Source organism: Phenylobacterium sp., assembly GCF_030693625.1.
GTDB lineage: Bacteria > Pseudomonadota > Alphaproteobacteria > Caulobacterales > Caulobacteraceae > Phenylobacterium > Phenylobacterium ferrooxidans.
In genome coordinates, this window is the sequence record NZ_JAUYAF010000065.1 from 139318 (window position 1) to 155033 (window position 15716).

The 15716-nt window shown below is 69.1% G+C and carries 12 protein-coding genes and 1 tRNA gene; 8 read left to right on the forward strand and 5 right to left on the reverse strand.

Annotated elements, in window-relative coordinates; translation table 11 throughout:
• The first annotated feature begins 221 nt into the window (after positions 1-221).
• From Q8N10_RS14730 to Q8N10_RS14745, 4 genes are all read left to right on the forward strand, one after another.
• Entirely contained in the window at positions 222-2723 is a 2502-nt protein-coding gene (locus tag Q8N10_RS14730; RefSeq protein ID WP_304779938.1) for a TonB-dependent receptor, read from the forward strand.
• 212 nt (positions 2724-2935) lie between these two features.
• A complete protein-coding gene (locus Q8N10_RS14735) occupies positions 2936-4048 on the forward strand; it encodes a response regulator (protein WP_304779937.1) in 1113 nt (370 codons plus the stop codon).
• 99 nt (positions 4049-4147) lie between these two features.
• Positions 4148-4771, forward strand: a complete 624-nt coding sequence (locus Q8N10_RS14740) for a class I SAM-dependent methyltransferase (protein ID WP_304779934.1) — start codon at positions 4148-4150, stop codon at positions 4769-4771.
• 86 nt (positions 4772-4857) lie between these two features.
• Positions 4858-6450 carry a M10 family metallopeptidase gene (locus Q8N10_RS14745; protein WP_304779930.1) on the forward strand — a complete coding sequence of 531 codons (1593 nt, stop codon included), beginning with the start codon at positions 4858-4860 and terminating at the stop codon, positions 6448-6450.
• An 11-nt stretch (positions 6451-6461) separates the two neighbouring features.
• Here Q8N10_RS14745 and Q8N10_RS14750 read toward each other — a convergent pair whose 3' ends face one another.
• The 3 genes from Q8N10_RS14750 to Q8N10_RS14760 form a co-directional block, all read right to left on the reverse strand.
• Complete coding sequence (locus tag Q8N10_RS14750) at positions 6462-6962, reverse strand: hypothetical protein (protein ID WP_304779928.1); 501 nt, start codon at positions 6960-6962, stop codon at positions 6462-6464.
• Between the two features lie 103 nt (positions 6963-7065).
• Positions 7066-7506, reverse strand: a complete 441-nt coding sequence (locus Q8N10_RS14755; protein WP_304779925.1) for a YciI family protein — start codon at positions 7504-7506, stop codon at positions 7066-7068.
• A 134-nt stretch (positions 7507-7640) separates the two neighbouring features.
• A tRNA-Met gene (locus tag Q8N10_RS14760) sits at positions 7641-7717 on the reverse strand.
• Positions 7718-7813: 96 nt separating this feature from the next.
• Here Q8N10_RS14760 and Q8N10_RS14765 point away from each other — a divergent pair.
• The 3 genes from Q8N10_RS14765 to Q8N10_RS14775 are packed head-to-tail and all read left to right on the forward strand — an operon-like array spanning position 7814 to position 11881.
• Positions 7814-8839, forward strand: a complete 1026-nt coding sequence (locus tag Q8N10_RS14765; protein WP_304779922.1) for a glycosyltransferase — start codon at positions 7814-7816, stop codon at positions 8837-8839.
• Positions 8839-10620 (forward strand): asparagine synthase (glutamine-hydrolyzing), encoded by a 1782-nt coding sequence (gene asnB, locus Q8N10_RS14770; RefSeq protein ID WP_304779919.1) that lies wholly within the window; start codon positions 8839-8841, stop codon positions 10618-10620. Before Q8N10_RS14765 ends, asnB begins: the two co-directional genes overlap by 1 nt.
• A gap of 37 nt (positions 10621-10657) precedes the next feature.
• Complete coding sequence (locus Q8N10_RS14775; RefSeq protein WP_304779916.1) at positions 10658-11881, forward strand: PQQ-dependent sugar dehydrogenase; 1224 nt, start codon at positions 10658-10660, stop codon at positions 11879-11881.
• Positions 11882-11937: 56 nt separating this feature from the next.
• Here the strand turns inward: Q8N10_RS14775 and Q8N10_RS14780 are convergent, their stop codons facing one another.
• On the reverse strand, positions 11938-12942 hold the full coding sequence (locus Q8N10_RS14780) for an LLM class flavin-dependent oxidoreductase (protein WP_304779913.1): 1005 nt from the start codon (positions 12940-12942) through the stop codon (positions 11938-11940).
• 31 nt (positions 12943-12973) lie between these two features.
• Positions 12974-14086, reverse strand: coding sequence for an NAD(P)/FAD-dependent oxidoreductase (locus Q8N10_RS14785; protein WP_304779911.1), 1113 nt, complete (start codon positions 14084-14086; stop codon positions 12974-12976).
• Between the two features lie 272 nt (positions 14087-14358).
• Here Q8N10_RS14785 and Q8N10_RS14790 point away from each other — a divergent pair, with 272 nt between their 5' ends.
• Positions 14359-15669 carry a tetratricopeptide repeat protein gene (locus Q8N10_RS14790; protein WP_304779908.1) on the forward strand — a complete coding sequence of 437 codons (1311 nt, stop codon included), beginning with the start codon at positions 14359-14361 and terminating at the stop codon, positions 15667-15669.
• The last annotated feature ends 47 nt before the right edge of the window (positions 15670-15716 follow it).

A 15716-nucleotide genomic window follows, 5' to 3' on the forward strand; every position in this document is an offset into this window, starting at 1 on the left:
AGAACACGGGTCAGTTTTGTACCGCGCGTTTGAAACTGCGGTACTTCGGCCACAGCGACACGAAAGCGTCGCCAAAAGCCCGCGCCTTTCGGCGCCGCACATTGACGGAGGCGCGCGCGCGACCGAGGTATCGCGCGCTTCGGCGCCTCCCCGCGCCCAGGCTTCATCAGATTCGTACATGCAGGCGGACGCGGGCGAAGCCCCGCCGCCCGGGAGGATACATGTCTTCAGTCAACCGTTTCCGGCTGCGCACCGCTCTGGCGCTCGGGGTCTCGACCCTGACCCTGGCGGCGATCGCCGCCCCCGCCCTCGCCCAGGACGCCGCCGCCAACGACTTCACCATCGATGAGCTGGTGATCACCGCCGAGAAGCGCGAGCAGGCCCTGCAGGACGTTCCGGTCGCGGTGTCGGCCTACACCTCCAATCAGCGCGACGTCATCGGGATGAACAACATCCAGGACTTCGTGAACTTCACGCCGGGCATGAACTATTCCGGCACCGACCGGGTGTCGCTGCGCGGCGCCGGCCGTAACACCTTCTACGTCGGCAACGATCCGGGCGTCGCCGCCTACACCGACGGCTTCTATTCCGCCTCCTCGTCGGAACTGTTCAAGTCGCCGCTGTTCGTCGAGCGCACGGAAATCCTGCGCGGCCCCCAGGGCACCCTCTACGGCCGCAACGCCATGGGCGGCGCCATCAACACCATCTCCAGGCGCCCGGCCGACGAGTTCGGCGGCGAAGTCCGCCTCGCGGTGGGCAGCTACGAGCGCACCAAGATCGAAGGCCTGGTCTCGATCCCGGTGGCCGAGCACCTGCGCTTCTCCATCGGCGGCAGCCAGGACTGGCAGCGCGACGGCTTCATCAAGAACATCGGCCCGTCCAATGACGGCGGGACCATCAAGCGCACCTATTTCGAAATCCAGGCCGAGGCCGAGCTGGGCGACAACACCAACGCCTGGCTGCGCTACTCGCGCTCGAACTGGGACGACACCACCGGCGTGGGCGACCGCCTCTCCAACCTGGTGACGCCTTACGACACCACCCGCGTGTTCCAGCCTATCGGCGGCCTGCTGCCCAACCCGCAGTTCGGCTACGGCGTGGCCAATCCGGGCGTCACCGACCCCTACAAGCAGAACACCAACCGCGACGGCTACGGCTATCTGCGCGGCAACCACGTGCTGACCACCCAGGTGACCTATGACCTGGGATGGGCCGACCTGAAGTACATCGGCGGTTTCCAGCAGTACAACTACCAGACCGGCGGCGACTATGACGCCACCAGCCGGACGGGCACCATCGCGATCCCCGGCATGGCGGTTCCGTTCTTCCCGGACCTGACCACCGACTTCAACGAGAACAAGCGCTACTTCTCGAACGAGGTGAACCTCACCTCCAACAGCGACGGCCAGCTCTCCTGGATCCTCGGCCTGTATCAGTACAAGGAAGAGTACAAGCAGCGGATCCAGCTCGGCTCGCCGCAGCAGTCGCAGCTGGCCACCCCGCTGACCCTGGCCGGCACGCCCGCCGCCCCGAACCCGCTGCGCAACTTCGTCGACCAGAACGCCACCCTGGAATCCAAGGCCTGGGCGGTGTTCGGCCAATCGACCTACAAGTTCAACGACGCCTGGGCGATCACCGGCGGCCTGCGCTACACGGTCGACGACAAGGACGGGTTTGAGACCCAGCGCCTGATCATCCAGTCGCCCTCGATCTTCAGCGGCGCCGCGGCCTTCGACGTCTCCAGCGACATGGACCCGCTGACCCCCGGCGTGCAGAACTTCCGCAGCCTGTCCGACAGCTGGAGCGCCGTCACCGGCACCCTGAACCTGGACTGGACCCCGGACCAGGACACCCTGGCCTACGCCAAGTACAGCCGTGGCTACAAGTCGGGCGGCTTCCTGCTGGGCACGCTCGCTCCGCAGCCGAAGGCCGACGAAGAGTCCGTCAACGCCTACGAAATCGGCCTGAAGAAGACCTTCAACGGCCGCTTCATCCTGAACTCGTCAGTCTTCTACAACGATTTCAAGGACCTGCAGCTCAACCTGTCGCAGCTCAACGCGACCGGCACGGCGGCGGCCTCGAACTTCGTGAACGTCGACGCCAAGGCCTGGGGCGTCGAGCTGGAAGCCCAATGGCGCCCGATCGAGCCGCTGCAGATGATGGCCTCCTACGGCTATCTGAACACCGAGATCACCCGCGGTTGCTGCTTCTATGACCCTGCCGATCCCTCGGCCCTGCTGCCGGGCGCCCAGCCCCGCGGCGGCTCGGCCACCACCAATGGCGTCCTGCTGGTCTTCCAGGACCTGAAGGGCAGCCAGCTCTTCCAGTCGCCGGAAAACAAGTTCGCGTTCAACGCCAACTACACCTTCGACTTCGCCCCGGGGGTGCTGATCCTGTCGGGCACCTACACCTGGACCGACTCCACGATCTACCAGCCCTTCAACGACCCGGCGTTCGAGGTTCCGGCCTACGGCACCGGCGACCTGCGGGCGCTGTGGAAGGACGCCGACGACAAGTACACGCTCATCGCCTCGGTGAAGAACGTGACCGACGAGCAGGGCTTCACCTCGACGGGCTCCACCAACCCGACGGCGGTGTTCGGCAATCCGAACCCCGGCCTTGTGGTGGGCGGCACGCCGTACCTGCGCCAAACCGGCGTCTCGATCTCGCGCGGCCTGATCGCGCCGCGCACCTACAGCCTGGAACTGCAATACAAGTTCTAGGATCTGGATGACGGCCCGGCTCCAAGGAGCCGGATTTTCTCCAGGAAATTCATGGGCGGCGGAGCAATCCGCCGCCCTTTTTCTGCGCCTGCGTCAGGAATTTTCAGCGCGTACGACCTATTGCAGCGCGCACAACTCTCGGTCTCTGACCTTAACGTCTCTGCAAGCGCTTACGCGCATTCTGGGCATAGTTCCCCACGCGTCGGCTGTTCATGTCTCTGCCAGACTTTTTCTTCGAACGGATCACCAGCGAAATCCATCAGCAGATGGAAGGCGTGCTGGCGCTTGCGGAACGTCTCGCGCGCCACCCCCTGGGCGCCGACGCCCAGGCCTGCGTCGCCGGCGTCAGCGAGGCCGCGGCCTGCGTGCGCCAGATCCTGGCCTCCAGCGCCGACCTCAAGGACGCCGCCACCCAGGGCATGGCCTTCGAGCCCGCGCCCAAGCGCGTGCGTGACCTGGCCGACGAGATCGAGGCCCGCTGGGGACAGAAGGCGGCCAAGTCCGGCGTCACCCTGCTGGTCTCCTATGACGGCGCGCCGGAGATGACGGCGCTCATCGATTCCGCCCGGGTCATGCAGGCCTTCGACGGCTTCATCTCCCAGGCCCTGGCTGGCGTGCGTCACGGCGCGGTTGAGGCCACCCTGCGAGCCTATCCGGCCGGGGACATGGTGCGGCTGGAAGGCCGCGTGCGCGGCGGCGGCGAACGCAGCGTCGGCGACGCCCTGGATATCCAGGAGATCGAGGCGCTGTTCGGGCTGGAAACGGCCCTGTCGGTGGCCGTCGGCCGCCAGATCGTCGCGGCCCTGGGCGGAGACGTCCACACCGAGGCCAACGCCGGGGCCGGGGAGACCCTGGTCTTCGAATTCACCGCCCCCACGGCCGTGGAAAGCAACGGCGAGGCGGAGCCCGACAATCTCGACGCCCAGCAGCGGGCCGCTCACATCCTGGTGGTGGACGACAACGCCACCAACCGCATGGTGGCCGAGACCCTGTGCGAGATGTTCGACTGCACCTCGGAGTCGGCCGTCGACGGCGTGGAGGCCGTGGCCGCCGCCCGCACCGGCCGCTTCGACCTGATCCTGATGGACATCAAGATGCCCCGCATGGACGGGGTCACCGCCACCCAGGCGATCCGCGCCCTGCCTGGCGCGGCGGGCCGGGTGCCGATCATCGCGCTCACCGCCAACGCAGACCCGGAGGACGCCGCGGGCTACCTCGCCGCGGGCATGAATGGTGTCGTGGAAAAGCCCATGAAGCCCGAGAACCTGCTGAAGGCCCTGCAGGAAAACCTCGGCGGCGCCGCCGAAGAGTCGGTCGCAGCCTAGCTTGGCGCCGCCCTGCCCCGGCGCGGCGCGCCGTCTGCGGACACTGGCCTTGGGCGGCGACCTGGGGGATGCTGGTCGAAAGTTCGGGGACGAGACGCCATGTCATCCTTCTACAGCCGCAAGATCCTGCCGGGTCTGCTGACCTGCGCCTGCTCCTCGCCACCGATGATGAAACAGCGGGCCAAGATCGTCCCCCGCGCCAGCGGACGGGTGCTGGAGCTGGGCATCGGGATGGGGCTCAACCTGGCCTTCTACAATCCGGCGGCGGTCACCACGGTGGTTGGGGTCGATCCTTCGCCCGAGCTGCTCGCCCTGGCCGAGGCCGCGCCCCGGGCGCCCGGCCTGGCCGTCGAGGTCGCAGAGGGAACCGCCGAGGCCCTGCCCTTCGAGGACGGCAGCTTCGATACGGTGGTGTGCACCTTCACCCTCTGCTCGGTCCATACGCCGGCTGCGGCCCTGGCCGAGGCGCGGCGCGTGCTGAAGCCCGGGGGAGAGTTCCTGTTCTGTGAGCATGGCCTGGCTCCCGACGCCGACGTCGCCAGATGGCAGAGGTTCTGGGACCCGCTGTGGAGCCGCATGGCCGGGGGCTGTCACATCATCCGACCCGTGGCCGCGGCCCTTCCCGCCGCCGGGCTGAAGGTCGACTGGCTGGAGACCATGTACCTGCCGGGCACGCCGCGCATCGCCGGCTGGAACGAGTGGGGCCGCGCGGTGGCCGCCTGACGTTTGCGCTTGCCCACGCACCGGCGGGTCGCGCTAGGGTAGAGGTCGAGTGACGCGTTACCGGCGTCGGCCTGTGGGGGGCGAAGATGGCGGCGCCGAGCATTTCCGAGATCACCAGCGTCCTGCTGTACGACGAGGGCAACGCCTGGAGCGGGAGCCAGATCACCTTCAGCTTTCCCAAGGCCGGCAGCACCTGGCCGACCTACGCCGTCGACGACGAGCAGGCCAACGCCGACTACGGAACCGTGACCGAGGCCCAGGCCGCGGCCATCCGGCTGGCCCTGCAAGCCTGGGACAAGGTCATCGCCCCCAGCCTGGTGGAGACCGACGACGTCGCCAATACCGGCCAGATCCGCTTCGCCTTCACCGACGTCAATGACGTCACCGGCAACGAGGACACCACGGCCTTCGCCTATCGCCCGCCCCAGCCGGGATTCGCTCAGGGGGCGTGGCAGGGCGACGTGTGGCTGGACGAGACCTTGAAGACCTCGAACTTCGCCCCGAGCTCCGCAGGGTTCGAGACGGTGCTGCATGAGTTGGGGCATGCCTTGGGCCTGCAGCACCCGTTCGGACCGGGCGCCACCCTGCCCACCGGCTACGACAACGTCCGCTATACAATAATGTCCTATGACTTTCCGCAGGACATCTTCCACGTCACGATCGAGCCCGTGGACGGGGTCAACCGGCTGGTGGGACGGGCGGTCAGCCCCACCACCCCGATGGTCTTCGACATCGTCGCCCTGCAGGCCCGCTACGGCACCGACCCCACCACCGGTCTCGGCGACACCACCTACACCTGGTCCCAGGCGACCCCCATGATGCAGGCGGTCTATGACGCGGGCGGGACCGACACCTTCGACCTCTCGGCCCATACCCGCTCATCGATCATCGACCTGACGCCAGGCGCCTATTCCTCGATCGCCTATTATTCGGCCCAGGCCCAGGCCGACGACTGGAGCAGCATCTATCCGAACTCCGCCGCCACGATCGCCGAGTTCATCATCGACCCGGAGACCTACACCTGGTCCGACAACCTGGGCATCGCCTATGCGACAGTGATCGAGAACGTCCTGGGCGGGTCGGCCACGGACACTATCCTGGGCAATGACGCGGCCAACTATCTGAACGGTGGCGGCGGAAACGATTTCCTGCGCGGCTTCCTGGGAGACGACAGCATCGTCGGCGGGGCCGGCTTCGACGACACCCACGGAAACCAGGGTAATGACACCGTTCGCGGCGGCGACGGTCACGACTGGGTGGTGGGCGGCCAGGGCAATGACATGCTCTACGGCGAGGCCGGCGATGACCTGGTCTACGGCAATCTCGGCGCCGACACCCAGGACGGCGGCGACGGCGTCGACTGGGTGCGAGGCGGCCAGGCCAATGACAGCCTGTCGGGCGGGGCCGGCGACGACTGGATGTCGGGCGACCTCGGCGACGACACCCTCAGCGGGGGCCCCGGCGCCGACACCTTCCGCACCTGGGGCGGCACGGGAATCGACCGGATCACCGACTTCAGCCGCGCCGAGGGCGACCGGGTGCAGCTTGACGTCGGGACCGCCGCCACCGCCTCCCAGGTCGGCGCCGACACGGTCATAGACATGGTGGGCGGCGGCAAGATGATCCTGGTGGGAGTCTCCCTGGCCACCCTCGATGGCGCCTGGATCTTCGCCGGCTGATCCGCCGGGATCTACCGGCTGACGCCCGCCGCCCGGCAGCCCTGAACAAAACTCGCCAGCATCGCCGGCGGCGGGGCGTCATAGGGTCCGAACTGCGTGGCGCCGTAGGATCCCTCGATCACCTTGGCGGTCTGCATCACGGTCAACAGGTCCTGGGTGATCGGCCCGGCCGCCTCGAGGCCCGCGGGTCCCGCCAAGGATTCCGGAGTCACGGCCAGGGCGAAGGGCTCGCCGTCGAACCCCACCGACAGCCGATCTTCGCTGGAGATCGGGATGATCTGCTCCACCGCCACCTGGAACACGTCGGGATCGCGAGCGCAGCTCAGACGGATCGGCGGCGTCTGCGCGCTGGGGACTGCGGGCGCATAGCTCAGCGCCATCCCGGCCCCCGTGACGATGGACGACCACCGAGAGGCCGGCGGCTCAGGCGCCTGGGGCGCGGCGGGCGGCGCAGGCTCGCACGCCGACAGGGCCAGCAGGGACAGGACGGGAAGCAGGGCTTGGATGCGCATGGGTATGACATAGCACACCAGCATCGCGCGGCGACGCCCTGCACCTCCGACGGGACTGAGCTGGGGCCCGCCGCCCAAATCCCCGCAGGGGCCCTCTTGAGGCTCAGACCTTGGGCTTTGGCGCCTTGCGCAGCTGTTCGGCGCGGTGGTCACGCTCCTTCTGCACTTCCTCCTCCGAGACCAGGTCGGCGAACGCCTCCGGCTCCGCCAGGGGGCGGAGCTCGAGCGCCCCACTGGAGAAGGGAACCCGCCGCGCCCAGGCCAGGGCCTCGTCGGTGTCCTTGCAGTTGAGGATCCAGTAGCCCGACGCGAGCTCGGAAACGTTGTCAAAGGGCCCGTCGGTGACGACCGCGTGGCCCAGGCCTTTGAACCGGATCCGCTTGCCGGCGGAGCTGGGCTGCAGGCCCGCCCCATCGAGGAGGACGCCGGCGGCGATCATCTCGTCGTTGAACCTGCCCATATCGACCATCAGCCGTTCGACGTCGGCGGGCATCTCGCCACGCTCCGACTGGGGGGTCGCCTTGACGATCAACAGGAAGCGCATCGGTTCATCTCCTCAGGACCTAGTTGGGTCACCAAAGTATGACGGATGACGCGGGGCGATCCCGACACCTGGTCGCGCATTTGTCCGCAAGACGCCGAGGGCGACGGGTCAATGTGCAAGGAAATATCCGCGGGTGGTAGCTGGAGGCGGGCTCGAACCGCCGACCTGTGGGTTATGAATCCACCGCTCTAACCAACTGAGCTACCCAGCCATGGGCCACCCGCGGAGGCGCGGGTTATAGGGTGGGATGTTCGCCGCTTCAAGCGGCTTGGGTGCGGCGCAAAGCCCGGCTAGAGTTGCGGCTCATATGAGCGTGCTCCACCTCCTTGGAACGGCCGGCGAAGGCGGCGCGGAGACGTACTTCGTCGACCTCGTGTCCGGCCTCGCCCGCGCGGGCGTCAGCCAGGCCGCCGCCATCCGCCCAAACCCGAATCGGCAGGCGGCCCTGGCGGCCGCCGGCGTCCCCACCGCGACCTTCCGGTTCGGCGGACCTATCGACATCCTGACCAAGCCCCAGGTGGGCGGCTTCGCCCGCCGCAACGATGTGAAGCTGGCCCTGGCCTGGATGAACCGCGCCGCGCGGCACACGCCGAAAGGCCCGGTCCGGATCGGGCGCCTCGGCGGCTACTACAATCTCAAATACTATCGCGGCTTCGACGAGCTGGTGGCCAACACCGAGGACATCGCCGAGTGGATCGTCGGCCAGGGCTGGCCGGCCGGCAAGGTGCGCTGCATTCCCAACTTCGCCGCCGTCCCGCCCGAGACCGCGCCGGCCGACCGCGCGCCTCTCAACACGCCCGCCGACGCGCCCCTGCTGCTCTCCATGGGCCGGCTGCATGACGCCAAGGCTCACGACGTCACCCTGCAGGCCCTGACCCAGATCCCCGACGCCTTCCTGTGGATCGCGGGCGTCGGGCCGCAGGAGGCCAAGTTGAAGGCCATGGCCGCGGCGCTGGGCGTCGCCGACCGGGTGCGGTTCCTGGGCTGGCGCACCGACGCCTCGGCCCTCTACCGCGCCGCCGATGTCTGCGTCTTCCCCTCGCGCTACGAGCCCCTGGGCAATGTGGTGATCCAGGCCTGGGCCCATGGGCTGCCGGTGGTGGCCGCCGCCAGCCAGGGCCCGGCCGCCCTGATCGCGGACGGCGACGACGGCCTGCTGGTCCCGGTCGATGACGCCGAGGCGCTGGCGCAGGCGACGCGCCGGCTGTTGGCCGACCCGATGCTGCGCATCCGGCTGGTGCAGAACGGGTCGGACCGGGTGGAGGCGGAGTTCTCCGAGGCCGCGGTCGTCGCTCAATGGCGGTCGCTGTTCGCCGACTACGGGGCCGCCTGATGTGCGGCATCGCCGGGGTGCTGCACGGGACGGCGTCTGCGCGTCCCATGATCGAGACCCTGACCCATCGTGGCCCCAACGGGGTGCGGACCGAACAGGTTCGCGGCGGCTCGGTGGCCCACGCCCGCCTGTCGATCATCGACCTGGAGGGTGGTTGGCAGCCCCTGCACGCGGCGGGCGGCACGGTGATCGGCAATGGCGAAATCTACAACTATGTCGAACTGACCGCCGAGTTCGGGCTGGCCGACGAGCTCTCCACCGGCTCTGACTTCGAGCCTCTGCTGCACCTCTACGCCAAGGAGGGGCCGGCCGCGTTCCAGCGGCTGCGGGGCATGTACGCCTTCTGCCTGATCGGCGCCGACGGCCGCACATGGCTGGTGCGCGACCCCTTCGGCATCAAGCCGCTCTATGTGCTGGAGCAGGAGGGCGCGGTCTATTTCGCGTCCGAGCCCCGCGCCTTCGCGGCCCTGCTGGACGCGGAGCTGGACGAGGATCGCGCCCGCGAACTGCTGGCCTTCAACTACACCCTGACCGGTGACACCATCTTCAAGGGCCTGAAGCGCCTGGCGCCCGGCGAGATCGTCGAGGTGGTGGAGGGCAAGCTGCAGGCGCCCACCCATCGCAGTTTCCTTTCCTCCCCCGTTCACGGGGGAGGGGGACCGGCGCAACCGGTGGAGGGGGCGGCCTCAAGCGCCCCGCCCAGTCTCGCCCCCTCCACCACCCTTCGGGCGGTCCCCCTCCCCCGCTACGCAGGGGAGGAAGAACTGGTCGACCAGCTCGACGCCGTTCTCGAAGACAGCGTCCGCGTCCACCAGCGGTCGGACGTGCCCTACGGCCTGTTCCTTTCCGGCGGGATCGACTCGGCCGCCATCGCAACCCTCATGTCGCGGCTGAACGCCCGGCCGGTCACCGCCTTCACCTGCGGCTTCGATGCGCCGGGCGCCAGGGACGAGCGGGCCCAGGCCGAGCGGGTGGCCAGGGCCCTGAACCTCGACTGGCGCGAGACCCGGTTCGACGAGGCCGACTTCTGGCGCATCCTGCCGCAGGTCGCCTGGGCCCTGGACGACCCCACCGCCGACTACGCGACCCTGCCCACCTACAAGTTGGCCGAGGCCGCCAAGGGAACCCTCACCGTCGTGCTCACGGGCGAGGGCGGCGACGAGCTGTTCGGCGGCTATGGCCGCTATCGCAAGGCCCTGCGCCCCGCCTGGCTGGGGGGACGTCCGGCCGAGCCGCGACCCGATGACGCCGAGGCCCTGGCCCGCTGGCGCGCGCAGGCAAGGGCGCCCGCGAGCCTTACCCGGCTGCAGCAGGCGCAGTGGGCCGACATCGTCACATGGCTGCCGAACGACCTGCTGCTGAAGCTGGACCGCTGCCTGATGGCCCATGGGCTGGAGGGCCGCACCCCGTTCCTCGATCCGCCCGTGGCCGACTTCGCCTTCCCCCTGCCCGACCGGTTCAAGGTGCGGGGACGCTATGGCAAGTGGCTGGTGCGCAAGTGGCTTGAGCGGGTCTGTCCCGCCGCCGATCCCTGGGCGCGCAAGCAGGGCTTCACCGTCCCTGTGGACGCCTGGATTGCGCCCCGCGCCGCCGACCTCGCCGAGCGGATCGGCAAGGTGGAGGCCGTGCGGCGAGTCCGCACGCCGGACGCGGTCCGCGCCACCTTCGTCGGGGGCGGCGCGGAGCGATGGCCCCTGCTGTTCTTCGCCGTCTGGTCGCTGGTCCATCTTGAGGGCGCGAGCCCCGAGGACGCCTTGCGCCAAGCAGCGGGAACGATCTGACTGACGTGCTATTGTGCTGAAAACCCCGGAGACTCCCATGCGTAGCCTGCTCTTCACCGCCGCGGTCGCGGCCCTGATCTCCGCCTGCGGTCCGACCCTGGCGGCGCCCGGCGCGCCGGTGGAGACGCGGCCCGCCAACGGCAAGGACCAAGTCCCGGCCTTCGCGGGCCAGACCCGCGCGCCGGAGGTCAAGGCCGGCGTCGAGTACGAGGTCAAGACGGTCGCAGAGGGCCTGGCCAATCCCTGGGGGATCGCCTTCCTGCCGGACGGCAAGATCCTGGTGAGCGAGAAGCCCGGCCGCCTGCGGATCGTCGGCGCCGACGGGGCGCTGAGCGAGCCGGTGGCCGGCCTGCCCGCCATCTACGCCAAGGGCCAGGGCGGTTTGCTGGGCCTGGCGGTGGATCCGGCCTTCGCCAAGAACGGCCTGATCTACTGGAGCTATGCCGAAAGCCCGGCCGAAAAGATGACCAACACCGCCGTCGCCCGCGGCAAGCTGGTGGTGGCCGCCGACGGCCAGGCGAAGGTGGAGAACGTCCAGGTGATCTATCATCAGGCGCCCTCCCTGCAGTCGGTGCAGCATTATGGCGGACGCCTGGTGTTCGCCCCCGACGGCAAGCTGTTCGTGACGCTTGGCGACCGCTCGGTCCTGCCGGGCCGGGTGCAGTCGCAGCAGATGGACAGCGCCATCGGCAAGCTGGTGCGCATCAACGCCGACGGCTCGATCCCCAAGGACAACCCCTTCGTCGGCAAGGCCGGCGCCCGTCCCGAGATCTGGTCCATCGGCCACCGCAACGTCCAGGGCGCGGCTCTCAACCCCGCCACCGGCAAGCTGTGGACCACCGAGCACGGCGCCCGGGGCGGCGATGAGCTCAACATCCCCGCCGCCGGCAAGGACTATGGCTGGCCCACCATCACCTACGGCATTGAGTACCAGGGCGGCCCCGTCGGCGCGGGCCTCACCGCCAAGGATGGCATGGAGCAGCCGATCTATTACTGGGACCCGGTGATCGCGGCCTCAGGCCTGGCCTTCTATGACGCCGCCCTGTTCCCAAAGTGGAAGGGCAGCCTGTTCGTCGGCGGCCTGGCCGGCAAGTCTGTGACCCGCCTGACCCTCGACGGCGAAAAGGTGGTGGGCGAGGAGCGCATCGCCACCGAGCTGAACGAACGCATCCGCGACGTGGTGGTCGGCCCCGACGGCGCCCTCTACCTCGCCACCGACAGCGCCGAGGGCCGCATTCTCAAGCTGGTCCCGAAGAGCTGATTTCAACTTCGCACATCTCGGCCTTCGCTGGGATGTGCGGTTGGATGGTGGACGCTTTACGCCGCCACCTTCGCCAACGCGTCGCGAGCCTCCGCGGCGATCTGGAAGGAGCGCAGGCGGGCGGTGTGGTCGAAGATCTGCGACGTCACCATCAGCTCGTCGGCGCCCGTCCGCGCCACGAACTCGGCCAGATCCGCGCGCACCGTATCCGGCGAGCCGATGATCGCCTGCGACAGGGCCGAGGCCAGCCCCGCCTGAGCCATGGGATCGAGGCGTTCGCCATAGCCCTCCATCGGCGGCGGCAGGGGACCGGGCTGGCCGGTGCGCAAGTTGACGAAGGCCTGCTGGATCGAGGTGAACAGGAACCGCGCCTCTTCGTCGGTGGGCGCGGCGACGATGTTCAGGCCCAGCATCACATGCGGTTCGTCGCGGTACGCCGAGGGCTGGAACTGGGCCCGGTAGAGGTGGATGGCCTGCATCATCTGGGCGGGAGCGAAATGGCTGGCGAAGGCGAAGGGCAGGCCCAGGTGCGCGGCCAGCTGCGCCCCGAACAGGCTGGACCCCAGGATCCAGACCGGGACGCGGGTCCCCTCGCCGGGGACCGCGCGGATCGCCTGGTTGGGCTGGGCCGGTTCGAAATAGTGCAGCAGCTCCATCACATCCTGCGGGAACTGGTCGACGTCGCCGGTCAGGGTCCGGCGCAGGGCGCGCGCGGTCAGCTGGTCGGAGCCCGGCGCGCGGCCGACGCCCAGGTCGATGCGCCCGGGATGCAGGGCCGCCAGGGTCCCGAACTGCTCGGCGATCACCAGGGGCGCGTGGTTGGGCAGCATGACCCCGCCGGCGCCGACCCGGATGGTGCTGGTGCCCGCCGCCACGTGGGCGATGACCACGGCGGTCGCGGCGCTGGCCACGCCCCGCATGTTGTGGTGCTCGGCCAGCCAGTAGCGGTTGTAGCCGAGCCGCTCGGCGTGGCGAGCGAGGTCCAGCGTGTTGCGCAGGGACTGGCCGGCGTCGCCGCCCTGAAGGATCGGCGAAAGGTCGAGAACGGAAAGCGGGGTCATGGGCCCCATATGGGAAGCCCTGCGGCCAGCGTTAGAGGCTGAGCCGCGAGACCACCTCTTCGCCGATCGCCAGGGAGCTGGTCAGCCCCGGACTCTCGATACCGAAGAGGGTGACCAGATCAGCCATGCCGTGGGCTTGTGGCCCATCGATGCGGAAGTCCGGCTGCGGTTCGCCAGGCCCATGCAGCTTGGGCCGGATGCCGGCATAATCAGGCGCCAGCGCCCCGTCCGGCAGCCCCGGCCAGAACTTGCGGATATAGCTGTAGAAGTCGGCGGCCCGCGCCGGATCGACGCTGTAGTCCAGGCTGTCGACATATTGCAGGTCGGGCCCGAACACCGCCTGGCCGCCCAGGTCGCGACGGTAGTGGGTGCCGAGCGCGCCGGGGATCGGCGGCGGGTAGATCAGCCGGGCGAAGGGCGCCTTGCCGGTCAGCCGGAAATAGACCCCCTTGCCGTAGTGGCCTTCGGGGATCGTCACCTTCGGGTAGCCGTCGATCTGCGCGGCCACCGCCTGGGCCGCCAACCCCGGCGCGGTCACCAGGACGCGGCAGGTGAGGGTCGTCGGCTCTGCGCCGCCGGCCCGCACCGACCAGCCGCCGCCGGCGAGGGGGCTCGCGCCCTCGAAGGGCGTGGAGGTCACCACCGCCCCGCCGCCAGCCTCGATCTCGCCCTGCAGCGCCAGCATGTAGCCGTGGCTGTCGAACACCCCGCTCTGTGGGGAAATCAGGGCGCCTTCGCACTTCAGTTCGGGTTCAAGCGCCAGGACCTGGGCCTTGGTCATGTGCGCCATGCCCTCGACGTCGTTGGCCTGGGCCTGCTCCAGGATGGCGTCCAGCCGGCCGACCTCGTCGGGCGTCGTCGCCACCACCAGCTTGCCGCATCGGTCATAGGCGACCTTGTGGCTGTCGCAGAAGGCGTAGAGGGCTCGCCGACCCTGCACACAGAGCTTCGCCTTGAGCGAGCCGGAGGCATAGTAGAGCCCGCCGTGGACCACCTCGGAATTGCGCGCCGAGACCCCCTCGCCGATGATCGGGCCGCTCTCAAGAACGGCGACCACCAGCCCCCGCCTTGTGAGCGCGTAGCCGCAGGCCAGGCCCACGGCGCCCGCGCCCACCACCACCGCGTCGAAATCGAAATCCGCCATGGATGGGTGGGTAGCCGATGCCGCGGGCGACGCCAAGCCGGGGTGGGCTCAGGGCCTGGCCGTTGCGCTGCCGCACCTCGCGGCTCCCCGCTCCATCGCCTCGGCATAAGCCTTCAAGAAGGATGCCGCCGATCCTCTCGTTCCGCTCGCCAAACCCCCGATTTGCGGCTCAGATGTCGGGAAATCTCGCCGCGTCCAAGCCTGACCGCCCCACCGCGAAAGGCCGGCATCTGGAAGACAACCCCTCTGCGCCCAGTCGCCAGGAGAAAGAAATGCAACATCGTGACCTCTCCGGGTCTGTCTTGTCTGGCGCCAGCGCCGCGGCGACCGAAAACTACATCGCCGCCGTCGAGGCCTATCACTGCTTCGCAGGCGACGCCGGCGGCCTGATCGAGGCGGCCATCGCCGACAGCCCGGCCTTCACCATGGCCCATGTGCTGAAGGCCTACCTGCACCTGGTGGGCTCCAACGCCGCGGCGGTTCAGGTGGGCGTGGAGGCGGCCACCACGGCGCTTTCCCTGCCCGCCAACGACCGTGAGCAGGGCCACCTGGCTGGCCTGCAGAAGATGCTGTCGGGAGAATACCGCGCCGCCGGCCGGATCTTCGAGGACCTCACCATCGCTCATCCGAAGGACGCGCTCGGTCTCCAGGCCGGCCAGCTGATGGACTTCCTGACCGGGGACAGCCGCATGCTCCGCGACCGCATCGGCCGCGCCGCCCCCTACTGGGACCAGGGCCGACCCGACTATCACGCCGTGCTCGGCATGCTCGCCTTCGGCCTTGAGGAGACTGGTCTCTATGACCGCGCCGAAGCCGCCGGCCGCCAGGCCATCGAGCTGCAGCCGCGCAACGGCTGGGCCCAGCACGCCGTCGCCCACGTCCTGGAGATGCAGGACCGGCGCGCCGACGGGATCATCTGGATGCGCGCCGACATCGACGCCTGGACCCGCGAGAGCTTCTTCGCGGTCCACAACTGGTGGCACCTCGCGCTCTTCCACCTCGGCCTCGGCGAGGTGGAAGAGGTGCTGAAGCTCTATGACGGCCCGATCTGGGGCGCCAAGTCCGACATGGCCTTCGACCTGGTGGACGCCTCGGCCCTGCTGTGGCGGCTGTGGGTGCGCGGCATCGATCTGGGGAACCGCTGGAACGAGCTGGCCGACGTCTACCAGGCCCGCGCCGACACCCTGGGCGCCTACGCCTTCGACGACACCCACGCCATGCTGTCCTTCGTGGGCGCCGGCCGCACGGACGCGATCCAGGCGCTGCTGGAAACCCAGCAGGCGGCGCTCAAGGGTCCCGGCGACAACGCCAGCTTCACGGGTGAGGTCGGCCTGCCCGTCATGGAGGGCCTCGTCGCCTTCGGGGCCGGGAACTACGGCCTGGCGGTTGAGCGTCTGCGGACGGTCCGCAACCGCTCAGCGCGGTTCGGCGGCAGCCACGCCCAGCGCGACCTGATCGACCTGACCCTGATCGAGGCCGCCACCCGCAACAAGGACCACGACCTGCGGCGCGCCCTGATCGCCGAACGCGCCGTCGCCCTGCCCTCAGACGAGACCGCCAGCATATTTGGCAGGGCCGCATAAGGCCGCGGTCGCCTGGCCGAAAGCTTGGGAGCGGTCGGGAACCGACC